The sequence below is a fragment of the Marivivens sp. ABH4_498 genome (assembly GCF_056160585.1).
Map to the genome: position 1 here is coordinate 157,491 of NZ_JBSWXL010000005.1, position 16,209 is coordinate 173,699.

Sequence of the window (16,209 nt, forward strand, 5' to 3'; positions counted from 1 at the left end):
TTATGGGACCTCTTGGCCCAAGGCGGATTCATACAGGCCGAACCACGTCGGGCGATCCAATTCCACCTTTAGCGCGTCCGATATCGATGCGATACGCGACAGGTTATTTGTACCCAGCACGGGCAAAATATTTGCCGGATGGCGCAGCAAAAACGCAATCGCGACGGCGGCGCGGTCCACGCCGAATTGCGCCGCGATCGTATCCATGCGGTCGGCCAACTGCCCCTGCCCTGTCATCAACGCGCCACCACCCAGCGGCGACCACGCCATAATCGGCTGCCCGTGCTGTTGATGGAATGCGATGTCACCATTGGTGAACGGCGCAGTCGCGGACAAGGATACTTCGATCTGATTAGTGACCAACGGCGTGTTCATCGCCGATTGCAGCAGGTTCCAATCCCAAGGGCGGAAATTGGACACACCAACGGCACGTACCTTGCCGCTGGCGACGATGTCATCCAACGCGCGGCCCGTTTCATTGTGATCCATCAACGGATCTGGACGGTGAATCAGCAGCAGATCAATATGATCGATATTCATCGCCTGTAGGGACAGTTCGACAGATTTCAGGATGTGGTCGCGTGACGTGTCATAGTATTTAACGGGCGCATCGGCATAACGCCCGACGGGCGCGACGATGTCGCATTTGGTCACGATCTCGATCTTATCCCGAAGGGACGGGTTCGCAGACAATGCTGCGCCCAGCACGTCCTCGGCGGTGTAACCACCATAAATGTCGGCTTGGTCGAATGTTGTGATGCCCTGATCCAAACAGGCGTTAATCTTTGCCTCGACATGGGCGGGGCTGGTATCGGCGTCATCAGCCAACCGCCACATCCCGTAAATCAAGCGGCTAAAGGTCAAATCAGGGGCGATAGATACGCGCGACATCATTAGCGGCGTTCTCCAATTCCTAGGGGTGTATTAGGTAGTGATGCTGGCACACGGCCATAGGCGTGCGGCAACGAACAAGTTTTTATTTGCGGCAATACGCGGCTGCCAAAGTGTTCGGCCTCGTCCAGATGGGGATAACCTGACAGGATAAAGGCCCGTATCCCCATTTTTTTGTATTCTTCCAGCTTTGACAACACCTGATCCGTCGATCCGACAATTGCCGCGCCGCAACCCGACCGCGCGCGGCCAACGCCTGTCCATAGGTTCGGTTCGATATACCCATGATCATCGGCGATTTCGCGGTTTTTGGCCTGATGACTGACGCCCAGTGATTTGGCGTCTTGGGCGCGGTTGCGGATCGCATCGCCCTGCCCGTCATCCAGTTTGGACACGATATATTCGGCGTATTCTTTTGCCTCGGCTTCGGTATCGCGCACGATGACATGCACGCGCAGGCCATAATCTAGGGTGCGATTATAGCGTTCGGCAACTGCGTTGACGGCCTTCATTCGGCCTGCAAGTTCGTCCATTTTCTCAGGCCACATCAGATAGACGTCGCAATGCTGGCCGCATAGTTCCAGCGCATCAGGCGAATAGCCGCCAAAATACAGCAACGGGCCGCCCGTCTGATACGGACGTACGGGATCGGTGGTCAGGTCGCTGAAATTATAGACCTGCCCGGCATGGTTAATTTCATCCTTGGTCCACGCTTGTTTCAGGATTTCCACGACTTCGCGCGACCGTTGATACCGATAGCTGCTTTCGGCGACTTCGCCCGGAAAATCGGACGAGATGATGTTGACCGTCAACCGCCCCTGCAGCATGTGATCCAGCGTCGCGATCGTGCGGGCCAGCATGATGGGCTGCATTTCCCCGCAACGTACAGCGGCCAGCATGTTGATGGTTTCAGTGATCGGCGCACAGCCCGCCACAAAACTCAGCGTGTCCTGCCCCACCTGATAGGACGACGGGCATAAAATATTGCGAAACCCCTGCGCCTCGGCGGTTTTGACGATCTGGGAACAGTGATCCCAAGACGAACGCAACGAACCATCGGGCACGCCTAGGAATTGGTAATCGTCGGAACAAAGCGCGGCGAACCACGATACTTCGACGGCATCCAGATCGTGGGATGTGACGGGAACTACTCCCATGACCAACTCCTCCTGCTTTGGCGTTTTGGCGTCGCGGCGCCTCCTCAGAAACCGCTTGACTTTTCACAGCGTAACCCGTGTCTTTGATCTGGATCAATGGTGTATCAATTTTTTCTTAACCCGCATGACACAGCCCATCTACGAAAAAAGCGCGGCGACCACGGCGCTCCCGATTTATGTCCAAATCAGCGAAGTCCTGATCCGCGAAATCGCGTCTGGCCAGCTGATCGACGGCACGCGCCTGCCCCCTGAACGGGAACTGGCAAAACAACATTTCACGACGGTCCGCACATTGCGCAAAGCATTGGATATATTAGAAGAAAAAGGCCTGATTGAACGCATTCAGGGGTCGGGAAACTATGTACGGTCCGGCACCGCCGTCGACAGTATCTATTCAATGTTTCGCCTAGAACTGCGTTCTGGTGGCGGATTGCCGACCGCCAAAACCATCAGCGTCGGCGACATGATCAAAGACCCTGATCTACCTGAATTTGGCACGTCCGACCGGGCCACTCGGGTACGGCGGCTGAGGTATCTCAATCGCGTTCCCATCGCATTAGAGGAGATCTGGCTAGACGGTTCCGCAGGCAAGATCGACCCAGCAAAGCTGTCCGATTCGCTGTACCGCTATTACAAAATGCAGCTGGGATTCTGGATTTCCCGCGCCGAAGATTATGTAGGCGTCGGCACTGTGCCCGACTGGGCGCCGCAGGGTTTCCCCCTGCCCGCCGAAACCCCCACAGGATTCATCGAAAGGTTCAGCCATTCCGAACAGATCGGAACGGTCGAATTTTCGCGCACTTGGTTTGACCACACAACGGCGCGCTACGTGCAGCGCCTAAAATAGGGAGGCAACATGTCAAACATCACTCACTACGGCATCATCGGCTGCGGCATGATGGGTCAGGAACACCTGCGCAACATCGCTTTGTTGCCCGATACGAATGTGTCAGTCATTTTTGAACCTGATGCAGACATGCAGGTAAAGGCCGCGAAATTCGCGCCATCAGCCGTTTTCGTAGACAGCATCGACGCGCTGCTGAGCCATGCGGATTTAGACTGCATCCTGATCGCCAGCCCCAATTTTCGCCACTTTGAACAGTTGCAAGAAATCGCAGCCAAACTGCCTGTGCCGATCTTGGTTGAAAAACCGCTTTTTACCGATCCCGCGCAGTTGGCGGCGCTGAATGCATTCATCGAAACCTATCCCGCGCCTGTCTGGGTCGCGATGGAATACCGCTATATGCCGCCTGTCGCCGCGATGCTGGACTGCGCACAAACCGCGACCGGCGGGATCAAAATGCTGACCATCCGCGAACACCGTTTCCCGTTTTTGGAAAAGGTCGGCGATTGGAACAGGTTCAACCGCTACACGGGCGGCACCTTTGTTGAAAAATGCTGCCATTTCTTTGATCTGATGCGTCTAGCGATTGGGGCGGAACCGCTGCGCGTCATGGCATCTGGCGGACAGGACGCAAACCATTTGGATGAAACCTATGACGGCGAAACGCCCGATATTCTGGACAACGGCTATGTCATCGTAGATTTCGACAACGGCACCCGCGCGATGCTGGAACTATGCATGTTCGCAGAAGGCTCACGGTATCAAGAAGAAATTGCTGCCGTTGGTCCATCAGGCAAAGTCGAAGCACTGGTTCCCGGCCCTAGTCGTTTCTGGCCCGAACATTTGGGCGAACCACCCGTTCCCCAATTGATCGTCAGCCCGCGCGATCCCAAGGGCCCCGAACTACGCGAAATCCCTGTGGACCCAACCTTGTTAGAGGCCGGCGATCACAATGGTTCAACCTTTTACCAGCATCAAAAGTTTCTGGAATTGGTACGCGGACAGCGATCCGCACCCGATGTATCTATTCACGACGGCAAAATGGCAGTCCTGATGGGAATGGCAGCGCAGATGTCGATCGCGGAAAAACGCACCGTTTCCATGTCAGAACTGACGTAACCTAAATAGCCTGATGCTGCCTGTCATTCAGCTAAATGACAGGCAACACGCGCACCCGCGACATTGCGCAAAGCGGGAATTTCGCGCCGACACACATCGGATGCAATCGGGCACCGCGGGTGGAATGCACAGCCCGAGGGCGGGTTGATCGCATCGGGAATTTCACCCTGAGGCGGCGGAATTTCGCGGCCAAATCCGTCCATGCGCGGTGCGGCATCGAACAACATTTGCGTGTATGGATGTTTGGGGCTGGCGAACAGGGTTTCGCGCGGTGCTTCTTCGACCAATCGGCCTAGATACAGAACCCCGATTTTGTCCGCCATATGTTGGACAACGGTTAGATCGTGACTGATGAACAGATAGGTCAGCCCCAGTTCGTCACGCAAATCCGACATCAAGTTAAGAACTTGAGCCTGTACAGACACATCCAAAGCCGAAGTTGGTTCGTCGCAAACGATAATTTTCGGCCCTGATGCCAAAGCCCGCGCGATACAAATCCGCTGCCGTTGGCCCCCTGAAAATTCATGTGGGAACCTATCCGCATCCGCTGCCGATAGCCCGACCTGCTCTAACAGTTTTTCCGCCAAACCCCGCGTTTCCCCACCACGGGCAGCGACAGGTTCCGCGATAATATTTCGCACCTTCCAACGGGGGTTCAGCGATGCGTAAGGATCCTGAAAAATCATCTGGATGTCAGACCGGACGCCTTCGATTTTGGTCTTGTCCGTTTCCCGCATCAAATCGACGCCGTTTATTTCTACGCTGCCGCTGCTGGGCGGTAGCAGCCCGACAATCATTTTCCCGATGGTGGATTTGCCTGATCCGCTTTCGCCGACCAATGCATAGACACTGTTTTCTTCGATGCCGAAACTGACATCACTGACAGCCGCCAAATAGGCCTTTTCTTTGCGTTCAATCACGCGGTTCAGCCACGGTTTAGAGACGTCAAAAATGCGGTTCAGATTGGAAACATCAATGATCTTGTTCATTGGGTGACCTCGGTCTTTGCGGTTGGCAAAGGGTGGATACAGGCAGCGCGTCCGCCGCTGGATGAAATCGTGGGACTATCACCTGATTTGCATTGATCAGTGGCCCGATCACAGCGCGGATGAAATGCACAACCAGCAGGCAAAGACCCTAATCGCGGCATTGACCCCGGGATTTGACGCAACCGTTTCTGGCCGACACTGGCCAGCGGCGTCGACGCCATCAGACCTGCCGTATAGGGATGGCTGGGCGAGGTTACCACATCGCGCACGGGCCCCAGTTCTGCCAGACGGCCCGCGTACATAACGGCCACGCGGTCGGCAGCTTCGGCGATGACGCCCATATCGTGGGTCACCAACATAACCGCAACGCCCCGTTCGCGGCACAGCCGTTTCAACAATGCAATGATTTGCGCCTGAACAGACACGTCCAGCGCGGTTGTTGGTTCATCCGCGATGATCAATTCCGGTTCTGCACATAGCGCTAGCGCGATCACAACCCGCTGACGCATACCGCCAGAAAATTCATGCGGATAACTATCAATTCGTTGGCTGGCGGCGGGAATTCCGACCTCTTCCAATGCGGAAATCGCGCGTTTACGCGCATCAGCGTGGGACAGGCCCAAATGCTCTTGGATCGTTTCGGTCAACTGATCGCCGACCGTCAGCAACGGGTTCAAAGACGTCAATGGATCCTGAAAAATCATGCCCATACGTTTGCCGCGCAATCGACGCAGCCGTTCGCCCGACAGCTGGTGGATCGGTTCGCCCGACAACAGAATTTCGCCCGACGTGATCCGCGCAGGCCTGTCCAACAAACCAATGACAGCGTTGCCTGTCATCGATTTACCCGCGCCAGATTCACCGACAACACCCAAAATTTCGCCCGAATGGATGTCATAGCTAACGCGGTCGACAGGACGCAAAATGCCACGCCGCGTCGGGATTTCAACGACCAGATCGCGAACGGATAAAACGGGTTTTTGTGTCATCTCAGCCTCGGGTTCAATGCATCACGCAGCCAGTCGCCCAGCAGGTTGATCGACAAAGCCAACGCCAGAAGCGTCGCAGCAGGAAAAAACAAAATCCACCATTCGCCCGAGAACATAAACTCTTGGCCGATGCGGATAAGCGTCCCAAGCGATGGTTTCGTCGGGGGCGCGCCGACGCCTAGGAACGACAGCGTTGCTTCGGCGATGATGGCCAGCGCCAGCGATATCGTCGCGATGACCAGCACGGGGTTCAGCACGTTGGGCAGGATATGTTTGATCATGATCGCCAGCGGCGAACGCCCGATCAATTTGGCGGCTTGCACGTATTCTTTGTTCTTTTCGACCAGAGTCGCCCCGCGCACCACGCGCGCAAATTGCACCCAGTCCGATAGGCCAATCGCAAGGACCAGCACCCAAATCGCCATCTGATCGCGGTATTCAGGCGGAGTGACGCCCTTTGCGATCCCGAAAATCAGCATCGCAACTAGGATCGCAGGAAATGTCAGCTGAACATCGGCAACACGCATGATCACCGTATCCGTCCAGCCGCCCGCGTATCCGGCCAGTAGGCCCAGAAACACGCCCAAGATCATGGCCAGCAGGACGGCAGCAAACCCCACGAACAGCGAAATGCGCATGCCGTACAGGATCGTGGACAAAACATCGCGGCCCTGATCATCCGTCCCTAAGACAAAGTAATCGCCCGTAAACGCGTTATTCGTGTTCGGCGGTGTGAAACCGTTCATTAGGTTCAAGGTCGCAGGATTGAATGGGTCATGCGGCGCAAGGAACGGCGCGAAAACCGCGCATAGCACCAGCACCAAAACAACCAGCGCCGACAGCATCGCAACTGGCGACCTACGGAACGAATACGCCAGATCGCTGTCCCAGATGGACCGCAATCGCGATGGCGGTTTTGTTGAGATATCGGACATGTTAATGCCCTCCTTTTCGATCGACGCGCAGGCGCGGATCGATAGCAAAATACAGCATATCAACGATCAGATTGATCCCGACGAACATCACAGAAATCATCATCAGATATGCGGCCATCACTGGAATATCGACGAACTGAACGGCGTTGATGAACAACAGCCCAACGCCGGGCCACTGGAAAACCGTTTCGGTGATAATCGCAAAGGCGATGATCGACCCCAGCTGCAAACCAGTGATCGTGATCACGGGCACCAGCGTATTTTTCAGCGCGTGCCGAAAATGGATCGACCGCTGACGAATGCCGCGCGCGCGGGCAAATCGGATATAATCCATGCGCAGCACTTCTAACATTTCCGTTCGGACAAGGCGCATGATCAGCGTCATTTGATACAAACCCAACGTGATCGCGGGCAGGATCAGCGCCTTTAGGCCGCTGACGGTTAGGAATCCCGTCGACCACCACCCCAGATCGGTGACTTCGCCACGGCCAAAGCTCGGCAGCCAGCCCAGTTCGACGGAAAAGACGTAGATCAGCACGATACCGATCAAAAATGTGGGCAAGGATACACCGATCAACGACCCCGTCATGATCAGGTTCGCCGCAAACCCGCGTTTTCGAATTGCCGTGAAAATACCCAAGGCGATACCACCAACCAGCGCGATCAAACCTGACACAAACGCCAGCTCTAGCGTTGCGGGCAGGCGTTCCACCAGAATATCCGCGACAGGGCGGCCTTGGCGATAGCTGAGCCCGAAATTCCCCTGAACGGCTTGTTCCAGAAACCGCCAGTACTGCACGATAAAGTTTTCGTCCAAACCCAGTTGTTCGCGCAGTCGTTCGATATCCGCCTGCGTGCGTTCCTGCCCCAACATGTTATCGACCGGATCGCCAACAAATCGGAACATCGAAAACGCAACCAACCCAACAACCAATAGAACGATAACCGACTGAAAAACCCGTCGGATCATATAAGCCAGCATTTTTGGCCCCGTTATTTGTAGCGAACGCCGCGCAAGTCAGGCCCGCGCGGCGTGTTAGCTAGGGCAGAGTTCTGCCCGCGTGATCAGTTCATGCTAAAGAATTTGAACTTTGGATCGTCCTCTGGGCTAACTTCGATACCAACGGCATCTGTCATACCCCAGTTCAGCACCTGGTGGTGAATCGGAATGTACATGGTTTCGGCCTGCACTTCGTCCCAGATGGATTGAATGGTGGCATTGCGCACGTCCAGATCCGTTTCCGACGCCAGCGATTGGATCATCGCATCTACATCGGCGTTCGAATACCCAGTTCCGTTCCACGAACCGCGCTCTTCGCCGCGGGTGTGAACCAGGAAGTTAAAGATGTATTCGGAATCGTAGGTCGGAACGCCCCAGCCCAGCATGTAGAAATCGGTCTGATCGTTGGTGATCAGCGGGAAATGCTGCGCTTTGGGTTTTGCATCCAGATTTACGGTGACGCCAATCTGCGCCAACATACCTACGGTCGCCTGACAGATGGCTTCGTCATTGATGTAGCGATCGTTCGGGCAATCCAGTTGGATCGAAAAACCATCGCCATATCCGGCATCCGCCATCAATGCTTTGGCCGCTTCGATATCGGTTTGGGTCGATTCGTCCATTTCGGCGGTCCAGCCGTTCACAAAGGGCGGCGCAATCATGCCCGCCGGCTGGCTCTGGCCGCGCATAACAACCTGTTGGATTGCATCGCGGTTAATCGCCATGGACATCGCCTGACGTACACGCACATCGGCCAATGGGTTTGCGCCGTCGACATCATCGTTCGCAATGTCCGCCGACCCCATGTTCAGGCCAAAGAAAATCACGCGGTTTTGCGGCGCAGTTTTGACCACCAGTCCATCGGTATCCGCAACCCGTCCCAGATCCTGAACAGGAACGTCCTGAATGAAATCAACCTCGCCCGACAATAGCGCCGCAACACGGGTCGCTGCGTTCTGGATCGGGGTATAGACGATTTCGGTCACTTCTAGCGGGAATTCACCAATGCCCCAATAGGCATCGTTCGCGGCCAATACCGTGCGCACATCGGGTTCGCGGCTGACCAATTTATACGGGCCGGTGCCGTTTGTGTTGGTGGTGGCAAAGGTCATTTCGCCGCCTTCGACGTCCTGCACCTCGACCGTATTGTTCGCCTCGGCCCAGGTTTTGTCCATCATGAACAGATTGGTCAGGTTCGATGGCAGAATTGGGTTCGGGCCATCCGTGACGATTTCGACAGTGTGATCATCCACCGCAACAACATCGACGATCGATGTCAGCAGCTCTTTCATGTCGGAATCTTCGGTCTTTGCGCGGTTGATCGAAAACACCACGTCTTCGGCGGTGAAATCCGCGCCGTCATGGTAGGTCACGCCCTGACGCAGGTTGAAAACCCACACATTCGGGTCGCCCTCTTTCGGGGCCCAATCGGTCGCCAGAGCGGCCTGAAATGCGCCCGTCATGTCGCGAATAATCAAAGGTTCGTAAATCTGATGCGCCAAAGTGTGCGTCGGACCTTCGTTTTGGGCATGTGGGTCCAAGGTCAGACTGTCACCTGCCCGCGCCCAACGCAACGTTTCAGCAGATGCCGATAGCGCCGTAGACGCCAACAGCGCGGCTGTTAGCAAAATCGTCTTTTTCATAAATTTCTCCCGGTTGTCGGCGGGTCTAGCGCCCGCATCGATAGCAACACCCTGAAAAAAATGTGACCATTCGGTCAAGACATGTCGCGGAAAAAATTTATCAGATGGATAAAATATGAATATTATCTGACAACTAACGTTGCGGAAACAATGTCAAAGACGTGCCGCCGCGTTCAAAACAACGCGACACAACCGGAATCAAAACGCAGATTTCACGTCTATTGCCCCGAACGTATACAGTCACACAGCACGCCATCTGCCTGCTGACCTGCAGCCCATAGTGCAGGTCTGTCATAAAACCTTCATTTGTCATTCAGTCCATATTTCATTATTTCATGAATTATGGAAAAAGAGTACCCCAACCAGCTGACCATTTTAGGTCATCCGCAACGATTAGCGATCTTTCGATTGCTGATGCGGCGGTATCCTGACCATGTTCCAGCGGGGGAAATTGCCACAGCGTTGGAAATTAAACCCAGCACAACGTCTACGTATCTATCCGCGCTGATGCAGGCAAAATTGGTGGACAAACAGCGGGCGGGTACGTCGCTGCTGTACGCGATAAACATGACGACTGTGCAACACCTATTTGGCTTTCTGTTCAGCGATTGTTGCCGCGGCCGTCCAGATATCTGCCTGCCATTCGCCGCAGAAACGGATACAGTTAATCAGCGGAAATTCAATGTATTGTTTGTTTGCGTTGGAAATTCCGCGCGGTCGATTTTTGCTGAATCGATCCTGAGACATTCTGCTGGGGATCGGTTCCGTGTCTATTCGGCAGGAACACGACCCCGATCACAGATCAACCGATTTGCGCTACAAGTCCTGCGCGCAAAAGGGCACGATATCAGTGGGTTAAAATCCAAAAATATTCGTGACTACTCCGCCGCTGACGCGGCTCAATTCGATTTTGTCTTTACCGTCTGCGATGACGCAGCAAACGAAGAATGTCCCAATTGGAACGGCCCGCCTATCACTGGCCATTGGGGCCTACCCGACCCTGTCAACACGACTGGAACCGATGCCGACATCATGCTGGCGTTTCAGAAAACATATGATGCGATCCACCATCGCATTGACCAATTTACAGCACTTAACCTTGAAAACCTTGGCCGCGTCGCGATCCAAAATCACGTCGACGATATCGGCCGCATCAGCCAAGAGGCACTGACATGACCACCTACGCTCTGAACGGACTGGGACGCATCGGCAAACTGGCCCTAAAACCCCTGATCGAAAGCGGTGCCAATATCGCGTGGATCAACGACGCGGTCGGCGACCCCGAAATGCATGCCCATCTGTTGGAATTCGATACGGTTCATGGTCGTTGGGACGCTGAATTTACGCATGATGCGGACAGCGTCACGATCAATGGAACACGGCTGCCGTTTGTCGGTACGAAAACAATCGCCGATCTGCCGCTGGATGGTGTCGATGTTGTGATCGACTGCACGGGCGTTTTCAAAACCGAAGCCGCGATTGCCCCTTATTTCGATGCAGGTGTGAAAAAGGTCGTTGTTTCTGCCCCCGTCAAAGACGGGAACGCAGCCAACATCGTGTATGGCGTCAACCATGATATCTATGATCCGGCCACGCACCATATCGTCACCGCCGCATCCTGTACGACCAATTGCATTGCTCCAGTCGTAAAGGTTGTTCACGAAACCTTTGGGATCAAACACGGGTCGATCACCACGATCCACGACGTGACAAACACCCAAACCATCGTAGATCGCCCGGCCAAAGATTTGCGGCGCGCCCGCTCTGCGCTGAATTCGCTCATCCCGACGACGACGGGATCGGCAACAGCAATCACATTGATTTACCCAGACCTAAAGGGCCGCCTGAATGGCCACGCTGTGCGCGTGCCGCTGCTAAACGCGTCCCTAACCGACTGCGTTTTCGAATTGGATCGCCCCGTCACAGTCGAAGAGGTAAACGCCGCATTCGAAACCGCCGCCAATGGCACGCTAAAGGGTATCCTAGGCTACGAAACGCGGCCTTTGGTTTCGACAGACTACACCAACGATGCACGTTCATCGATCATCGACGCTCCATCAACCATGGTCATCAATGGCACCCAGCTAAAGGTCTATGCGTGGTACGATAACGAATGGGGCTACGCTCATCGTTTGGTCGATGTGGCACAAATGGTAGGGGCATCGCTGTGACCACCCAACCCAAAGGCATGTCCGCATACATCGCTGTTACAGCCGCCTATTGGGCGTTCATGCTGACCGATGGCGCGTTGCGGATGCTGGTTTTGCTGCATTTTCACACGCTGGGCTTTAGCGCGGTACAATTGGCATATCTGTTCATTTTGTACGAAATCGCGGGGATGGTGACCAACCTAACCGCTGGCTGGATCGCGCAGCGATTTGGCCTGACATCAACATTATATGCGGGCCTTGGAATCCAAGTCATTGCCCTGGTCGCGCTGTCGCAGTTGGACCCCAACTGGACCATTGCGGCGTCGGTTGCATTTGTCATGTGTGTTCAGGGATTGTCTGGCGTCGCCAAAGATCTGGCAAAAATGTCGTCGAAATCAGCGGTCAAGCTTTTGGCTCCGACAACTGATGGCGGGCTGTTTCGCTGGGTTGCAGTCCTGACTGGGTCAAAGAACGCGGTCAAAGGGTTCGGTTTTTTGATTGGCGCCGCACTACTTGCAACCCTGGGATTTGACGGAGCGGTTATCGCTATGGCCATTACGCTGGCGGCAATACTGGTCGCTGTCGTGCTGTACATGCCATCTGGCCTGCCAAAGGGTAAAAAGGGCACCAAATTTTCCGACGTTTTTTCAAAATCAGCCAATGTAAATTGGTTGTCCGCGGCGCGCGTTTTCCTGTTTGGCGCGCGTGACGTGTGGTTCGTCGTCGGAATACCGATCTATTTCTACGCTGCCCTGTCAGATGGATCCGAGGCAGGCAACCGCGCAACTTTCTTTATGATCGGCACCTTTATGGCGGTTTGGATCATTCTGTACGGAATTGTACAGGCAGCCGCGCCCAAAATCTTGCGGGCCGCCTCTCGTCCAGAATCCGAGCTGATCCGGGCGGCACGCGGGTGGGCATTTGCTCTGTTGTTTGTACCATCTGCGCTGACAATCGCCGTCGCCCTATCCCCTGCCCCGCAATTGTGGCTTACGGTAACGCTGGTTTTGGGATTGCTGGTGTTTGGCGCAATCTTCGCAGTGAATTCGTCGCTGCATTCCTACCTCATTCTGGCATTTTCAAAATCAGAACGCGTGACGATGGACGTTGGATTTTACTACATGGCCAACGCGGGTGGGCGCCTGATCGGCACACTGTTGTCGGGGCTTACCTATCAAATTGGCGGACTGACTTTGGTCATGGCAACAGCCGCAGTCATGGTTCTTTTGGCGGCCCTCACCTCGGGCCGCCTGTCGGTCCATGATCCGATCACAGAGTGAATGCCGCGAGGTAAGCATCTAAAGCCCCAGAAAACAGGTCGAAACATTGTAAATAACGGCTCTGCGCGATACATTTCGCCAAACTGCACAAGGCAAAATTTCCGATGTTGATCAATCAGTTCCTGCCAACTTTGCCTGCCTATGAACGGGCTGCAATCAACAGTGTTGGCGCAGACATTGGGGCCTATTTCTTTGGCCATGCAGGCGCAGGGTCGACAGCTGACGCGAACCTGGCGGACCTATCCAAAATTCGCCTAGCCCCCCGCGTTCTGCGCGATCTACGATCCGGCAGTGCCAAGGCAAAAATTCTGGGTCGCGAATACAGCCACCCCATCTTTGTCGCACCAATGGCGTCGTTGCCATTATTGCACCCCGATGGCGAAATGGGCGCGGCAGCGGCTGCCACAGCGCAAGGGTGCGGAATGATCCTAAGCGCACAATCAGCGCAGCCCATGCAGCAGGTCCGACAAGCAGGTGAAAACTGCCGCTGGTTCCAGCTGTATTGGAAAGGCGATGCCACGACCGCATTGGCGAACCGCGCGATAGACGCGGGATTTGACGCTTTGGTTGTCACTTTGGACGCGCCTTTAAATGGCGTGCGCGATGCTCAAATTGAAACAGGGTTTCAGTTGCCGCCCAACATCCAGTCTGTGAACGAAATCGGCATCCCTGAACCCAGCTTCGCGCCGTTGGAACCGGATCAGTCGCCGATCTTTGACCGACTGGCACATATCCTGCCGCGCTGGGATACAATGACAGAATTCTGCAAAAAGATGCCAGTACCTGTCATTTTCAAAGGCATCTTACACCCTCAGGACGCTGAGATGGCCATTCAGGCCGGAGCCACCGCGATTATTGTATCTAATCACGGTGGCCGCGTTTTCGATGGCGGGCCTTCGGCGATTTCGGCGCTGCCAGACGTTGCCCGACAGGTCGCAGGACGTGTGCCCGTGTTTTTCGACAGCGGCATCCGTCGCGGTATCGATATTGTGCGCGCCATCGCGATGGGCGCGGATGCGGTATTGGTCGGGCGCCCCGTTTTGCACGGAATGGCCCACAGCGGCGCACAAGGCGCCAGCCATGTTTTGCGATTGCTAAAGGATGAAATGGATATCGCCATGGCGCTGTCAGGGTGCGCATCCATTAGCGATATCCGAAACCTTAGCCCGATCGTTTGATCGTGTAGTTGATCGGGATCGAAAGCGTGAATTCATCCCCCGCCAGATGATTTGGCGGCGTCGGCAGTTTTTCCAATCCGTCGAAAATGGCAATTGCGGCATCATCCAACGCAGCAGAGCCCGACGAGTCCGACACATCCCGCGCTACGATTGCGCCATATCGGTCCACGGTGAAGGTTACGATCACTTCGCCTTCGGTGCCATTTTTGCGGGCAGTTTCAGGATAGGATTTCGCCTTGGCAATGGTCAAAACAATGTCCTGCTGCCATTGCGAAATTTCCGCCAACTGTTCAGCGGTCAAACCTTCGCTGGATGCCTGCGCGGTATCTGCCTGCGCTTCGGCATCCACACCGGAAACAGACGCCTGCGATTCTTCGGCGGCGGTCGATCCAACCTGCGTTTCCTGATCGACCTTTTCTTCGTCGTATTCCTGCGCAACATCGGTGGCACGATCTGTGGTATCTTGGGCAGGTTCGGGCGCGGCAACGCCGAATTTCAGGCTATCGTCGTCCACTTCATACGGCGTCTGGTTCAGAATAGGTTCATCCGCCGCTTGCGCGACTTCGACGACTTCGGGGGATTCTGTTACTGTTGCGATATCTTCGGCCGCCTGTTGGGCAATCGCATCCATCGCCCCATCAGATGGGGCCGCAATGATGTCTGACAGGTCAAACATGATCGCGCCCTGAATACCCGTTTCTTCGGGTAGGAGATCCTGAGGCTGCACCTCTTCGGACTGAAGAAACATCATCGGCAGTCCGACATGGGCCACAGCCGATAACGCGCAGGTCCCGATGACGATCGGCAGTGCCGCCAAACCGCCGCGATACATCAAACTCATTGATCTACCTCGGTCGCGGGTTGTTCACCTTCCATGACGGCTTCGTCCAGTCCGACCAATCCAACACGCAAGTAGCCTTCGGCGCGCAGTTTGTTCATGACGTTAATGAATTCACCATAAGGCACCGATTTATCCGCCCGAATATAGATGCGCTGTTCCCGATTGAGCATCGCGGCCATGTCGACCTCTTGGGTCAGGGTATCCAGCGTCGCGGGATATTCGCCGACGGACAGCGACAGGTCTTCTTCGATCGTGATGAAAACAGGTTCGCTGGGCCGTTCGGGGGCATCTGCCACAGCCACGGGCAATTCGACTGGAATGTCGACCGTCGATAATGGCGCTGCGACCATGAAAATGATCAGCAACACCAACATGACATCGATGAACGGGGTGATGTTGATATCGGCGTTTTCGGCCAGATCATCGGTATCCCCACCAATTTTTGCACCCATCGTGATTACTCCGCCGCGACGATTTGCGCTGCAGGTGCCGGCGGTAGATCCAGATCGCGCGACAACGTGCGCTGAACCAATGCCGAAGCATCCGATAGCATGACTTTGTAGCCGCCAACGCCGCGGGCCAGCAGGTTATAGAAGATCACAGCAGGGATCGCGGCGACCAGACCGATGGCGGTTGCCAGCAAGGCTTCGGCGATACCCGGTGCGACGACCGCCAGATTGGTTGTGTTGGTTTCGGCAATCGAAATGAACGAATTCATGATGCCCCACACAGTACCGAACAACCCGATAAACGGCGCGGTCGATCCTGTAATCGCCAATAGCGCAGTGCCTTTTTGCATGTTGAGCGCGGCGCCGGCTTCGATACGGGACAAAGCGCTTTCGGTGCGTTCTTTGATGCCGTGTGCGGCGGCGCCTTGGGAACGGTCCTGTTCGGATTGCGCCGCGCGGACCATCGCGCCCACAACGCCGCGACCTTTTTCAAAATGGTCTGTGGCAGCCAGCGATCCGGCTTCGTCTAGTTTTTTATAGTTGCGTTTGATCCGTTCGATCGCGCCGCGCAGCACCATCAGGCGCGCGACAAAGATCGCCCACACCAGAACCGAGGCTACAGCCAGCGAAACCATGACAGATTTCACAACGATATCCGCCGCCAGATACATACCAACGGGCGACATGTGATCGTGACCAGCCTCAGCCAGCCAAGATTGAAGAGCAGTTACATCAATATCCATG

General features: G+C 55.2%; 16 protein-coding genes. 6 read left to right on the forward strand and 10 right to left on the reverse strand.

Annotated features, from left to right (window positions below):
* Together ACXAGA_RS12480 and ACXAGA_RS12485 are read right to left on the reverse strand one after the other, a co-directional pair.
* Entirely contained in the window at positions 1 to 891 is an 891-nt protein-coding gene (locus ACXAGA_RS12480) for an aldo/keto reductase (protein WP_475117831.1), read from the reverse strand.
* Positions 892 to 893: 2 nt separating this feature from the next.
* A complete protein-coding gene (locus ACXAGA_RS12485) occupies positions 894 to 2,048 on the reverse strand; it encodes an LLM class flavin-dependent oxidoreductase (RefSeq protein WP_475117806.1) in 1,155 nt (384 codons plus the stop codon).
* 124 nt (positions 2,049 to 2,172) lie between these two features.
* Here ACXAGA_RS12485 and ACXAGA_RS12490 point away from each other — a divergent pair, with 124 nt between their 5' ends.
* Together ACXAGA_RS12490 and ACXAGA_RS12495 are read left to right on the forward strand one after the other, a co-directional pair.
* Entirely contained in the window at positions 2,173 to 2,895 is a 723-nt protein-coding gene (locus ACXAGA_RS12490) for a GntR family transcriptional regulator (RefSeq protein WP_475117832.1), read from the forward strand.
* A gap of 9 nt (positions 2,896 to 2,904) precedes the next feature.
* Positions 2,905 to 4,011, forward strand: a complete 1,107-nt coding sequence (locus tag ACXAGA_RS12495; RefSeq protein WP_475117807.1) for a Gfo/Idh/MocA family protein — start codon at positions 2,905 to 2,907, stop codon at positions 4,009 to 4,011.
* A 23-nt stretch (positions 4,012 to 4,034) separates the two neighbouring features.
* On the opposite strand, the gene ACXAGA_RS12500 is transcribed toward ACXAGA_RS12495, so the two are convergent.
* The 5 genes from ACXAGA_RS12500 to ACXAGA_RS12520 form a co-directional block, all read right to left on the reverse strand.
* Positions 4,035 to 5,000, reverse strand: coding sequence for an ABC transporter ATP-binding protein (locus ACXAGA_RS12500; RefSeq protein ID WP_475117808.1), 966 nt, complete (start codon positions 4,998 to 5,000; stop codon positions 4,035 to 4,037).
* Positions 4,997 to 5,989, reverse strand: coding sequence for an ABC transporter ATP-binding protein (locus tag ACXAGA_RS12505; RefSeq protein WP_475117809.1), 993 nt, complete (start codon positions 5,987 to 5,989; stop codon positions 4,997 to 4,999). Before ACXAGA_RS12505 ends, ACXAGA_RS12500 begins: the two co-directional genes overlap by 4 nt.
* The gene (locus ACXAGA_RS12510; protein ID WP_475117810.1) at positions 5,986 to 6,924 is read right to left on the reverse strand and encodes an ABC transporter permease; all 939 of its coding nucleotides are present in this window, start codon (positions 6,922 to 6,924) and stop codon (positions 5,986 to 5,988) included. Before ACXAGA_RS12510 ends, ACXAGA_RS12505 begins: the two co-directional genes overlap by 4 nt.
* Before the next feature lies 1 nt (position 6,925).
* On the reverse strand, positions 6,926 to 7,906 hold the full coding sequence (locus ACXAGA_RS12515) for an ABC transporter permease (RefSeq protein WP_475117811.1): 981 nt from the start codon (positions 7,904 to 7,906) through the stop codon (positions 6,926 to 6,928).
* Between the two features lie 83 nt (positions 7,907 to 7,989).
* Positions 7,990 to 9,567, reverse strand: coding sequence for an ABC transporter substrate-binding protein (locus ACXAGA_RS12520; RefSeq protein WP_475117812.1), 1,578 nt, complete (start codon positions 9,565 to 9,567; stop codon positions 7,990 to 7,992).
* 342 nt (positions 9,568 to 9,909) lie between these two features.
* Between ACXAGA_RS12520 and ACXAGA_RS12525 the strand changes: the two genes are divergently transcribed.
* The 4 genes from ACXAGA_RS12525 (at position 9,910) to ACXAGA_RS12540 (ending at position 14,175) form a co-directional block, all read left to right on the forward strand.
* Positions 9,910 to 10,743, forward strand: a complete 834-nt coding sequence (locus ACXAGA_RS12525; protein WP_475117813.1) for an arsenate reductase/protein-tyrosine-phosphatase family protein — start codon at positions 9,910 to 9,912, stop codon at positions 10,741 to 10,743.
* Positions 10,740 to 11,738 carry an ArsJ-associated glyceraldehyde-3-phosphate dehydrogenase gene (locus tag ACXAGA_RS12530; protein ID WP_475117814.1) on the forward strand — a complete coding sequence of 333 codons (999 nt, stop codon included), beginning with the start codon at positions 10,740 to 10,742 and terminating at the stop codon, positions 11,736 to 11,738. Before ACXAGA_RS12525 ends, ACXAGA_RS12530 begins: the two co-directional genes overlap by 4 nt.
* 17 nt (positions 11,739 to 11,755) lie before the next feature.
* The gene (arsJ, locus tag ACXAGA_RS12535; RefSeq protein ID WP_475117833.1) at positions 11,756 to 12,997 is read left to right on the forward strand and encodes an organoarsenical effux MFS transporter ArsJ; all 1,242 of its coding nucleotides are present in this window, start codon (positions 11,756 to 11,758) and stop codon (positions 12,995 to 12,997) included.
* Positions 12,998 to 13,101: 104 nt separating this feature from the next.
* Entirely contained in the window at positions 13,102 to 14,175 is a 1,074-nt protein-coding gene (locus ACXAGA_RS12540) for an alpha-hydroxy acid oxidase (protein ID WP_475117815.1), read from the forward strand.
* On the opposite strand, the gene ACXAGA_RS12545 is transcribed toward ACXAGA_RS12540, so the two are convergent.
* From ACXAGA_RS12545 to exbB, 3 genes are read right to left on the reverse strand one after another with little or no spacing between them, the layout of a single operon-like run.
* Positions 14,159 to 15,016, reverse strand: coding sequence for a TonB family protein (locus ACXAGA_RS12545; RefSeq protein WP_475117816.1), 858 nt, complete (start codon positions 15,014 to 15,016; stop codon positions 14,159 to 14,161). The two genes, ACXAGA_RS12540 and ACXAGA_RS12545, sit on opposite strands and share 17 nt — an antisense overlap.
* Positions 15,013 to 15,468: a TonB system transport protein ExbD gene (gene exbD, locus ACXAGA_RS12550; RefSeq protein ID WP_475117817.1), complete on the reverse strand. Its 456-nt coding sequence runs from the start codon at positions 15,466 to 15,468 to the stop codon at positions 15,013 to 15,015. The genes ACXAGA_RS12545 and exbD overlap by 4 nt, the downstream gene beginning before the upstream one ends.
* A gap of 5 nt (positions 15,469 to 15,473) precedes the next feature.
* On the reverse strand, positions 15,474 to 16,208 hold the full coding sequence (gene exbB, locus ACXAGA_RS12555; RefSeq protein WP_475117818.1) for a tonB-system energizer ExbB: 735 nt from the start codon (positions 16,206 to 16,208) through the stop codon (positions 15,474 to 15,476).
* Between the last annotated feature and the right edge of the window lies 1 nt (position 16,209).

What these genes read in the sequence shown, in the direction of transcription:
- ACXAGA_RS12525 (WP_475117813.1), top strand. Translation starts at nt 9,910, where the DNA reads ATGGAAAAAGAGTACCCCAACCAGCTGACCATTTTAGGTCATCCGCAA.
- arsJ (WP_475117833.1), top strand. Translation starts at nt 11,756, where the DNA reads ATGTCCGCATACATCGCTGTTACAGCCGCCTATTGGGCGTTCATGCTG.
- ACXAGA_RS12520 (WP_475117812.1), bottom strand. Translation starts at nt 9,567, where the DNA reads ATGAAAAAGACGATTTTGCTAACAGCCGCGCTGTTGGCGTCTACGGCG.
- ACXAGA_RS12495 (WP_475117807.1), top strand. Translation starts at nt 2,905, where the DNA reads ATGTCAAACATCACTCACTACGGCATCATCGGCTGCGGCATGATGGGT.
- ACXAGA_RS12485 (WP_475117806.1), bottom strand. Translation starts at nt 2,048, where the DNA reads ATGGGAGTAGTTCCCGTCACATCCCACGATCTGGATGCCGTCGAAGTA.
- exbD (WP_475117817.1), bottom strand. Translation starts at nt 15,468, where the DNA reads ATGGGTGCAAAAATTGGTGGGGATACCGATGATCTGGCCGAAAACGCC.
- ACXAGA_RS12530 (WP_475117814.1), top strand. Translation starts at nt 10,740, where the DNA reads ATGACCACCTACGCTCTGAACGGACTGGGACGCATCGGCAAACTGGCC.
- ACXAGA_RS12490 (WP_475117832.1), top strand. Translation starts at nt 2,173, where the DNA reads ATGACACAGCCCATCTACGAAAAAAGCGCGGCGACCACGGCGCTCCCG.
- ACXAGA_RS12515 (WP_475117811.1), bottom strand. Translation starts at nt 7,906, where the DNA reads ATGCTGGCTTATATGATCCGACGGGTTTTTCAGTCGGTTATCGTTCTA.
- ACXAGA_RS12500 (WP_475117808.1), bottom strand. Translation starts at nt 5,000, where the DNA reads ATGAACAAGATCATTGATGTTTCCAATCTGAACCGCATTTTTGACGTC.
- ACXAGA_RS12540 (WP_475117815.1), top strand. Translation starts at nt 13,102, where the DNA reads ATGTTGATCAATCAGTTCCTGCCAACTTTGCCTGCCTATGAACGGGCT.
- ACXAGA_RS12480 (WP_475117831.1), bottom strand. Translation starts at nt 891, where the DNA reads ATGTCGCGCGTATCTATCGCCCCTGATTTGACCTTTAGCCGCTTGATT.
- ACXAGA_RS12545 (WP_475117816.1), bottom strand. Translation starts at nt 15,016, where the DNA reads ATGAGTTTGATGTATCGCGGCGGTTTGGCGGCACTGCCGATCGTCATC.
- ACXAGA_RS12510 (WP_475117810.1), bottom strand. Translation starts at nt 6,924, where the DNA reads ATGTCCGATATCTCAACAAAACCGCCATCGCGATTGCGGTCCATCTGG.
- exbB (WP_475117818.1), bottom strand. Translation starts at nt 16,208, where the DNA reads ATGGATATTGATGTAACTGCTCTTCAATCTTGGCTGGCTGAGGCTGGT.
- ACXAGA_RS12505 (WP_475117809.1), bottom strand. Translation starts at nt 5,989, where the DNA reads ATGACACAAAAACCCGTTTTATCCGTTCGCGATCTGGTCGTTGAAATC.